Consider the following 514-nt stretch of genomic DNA (forward strand, 5'->3'; position numbering starts at 1 on the left):
GCCGGTGCGCGTGCTGGCAAAGAACCCCAGCGACAGGGATTGCAGATGCGCATAAACGCGCACTCGCAGATCATCCATGATCGCCTGGCCGACCTTGGACGACAGGATGACCTGGACAGTGTTCAGCGCGGCGGACAATGCCGCCACGCCGACCAAGCCGCCCGCCAGCCAGGCCAAGAGGGCCAGATTTTGAATTGGCAGGGCATCATCGATGATGGCGCGCAGCAGGAACGGCGACAGCATCGCGATGGCCGATGCAACCAGGATCAGGGCGATAAGCACAACAATCCGGGTGCGATAGGGCGTGAACAGGGCAAGCACGCGGCCAAGTGAAACATGCGTTCGGGCAAGTTGGTCGTAGGTTTCGCCATTGTCATTGAATGATGGGGACATAGGCATCAAAAGCTCTCCAGCTATCGCCGGTGCGCCGCGCTGCACACGCGGCTGCACTGGAAGAAATGAACCGTGCTCCGAACGGGGTAATGGAGATTTTCATCGCCATTTTTGCGCGGGT

The 514-nt window shown here is 59.7% G+C and carries 1 protein-coding gene; it reads right to left on the reverse strand.

The genetic code is table 11. From position 1 onward, the window contains the following. Positions 1-399 (reverse strand): ABC transporter transmembrane domain-containing protein (locus tag ACTJJ7_RS28080; RefSeq protein WP_440969508.1); only part of this gene is annotated, 399 nt, incomplete at its 3' end. Positions 400-514 lie beyond the last annotated feature (115 nt).

The sequence above is a fragment of the Phyllobacterium sp. 22229 genome (assembly GCF_052056495.1).
GTDB classification, from domain to species: Bacteria; Pseudomonadota; Alphaproteobacteria; order Rhizobiales; family Rhizobiaceae; genus Phyllobacterium; species Phyllobacterium myrsinacearum.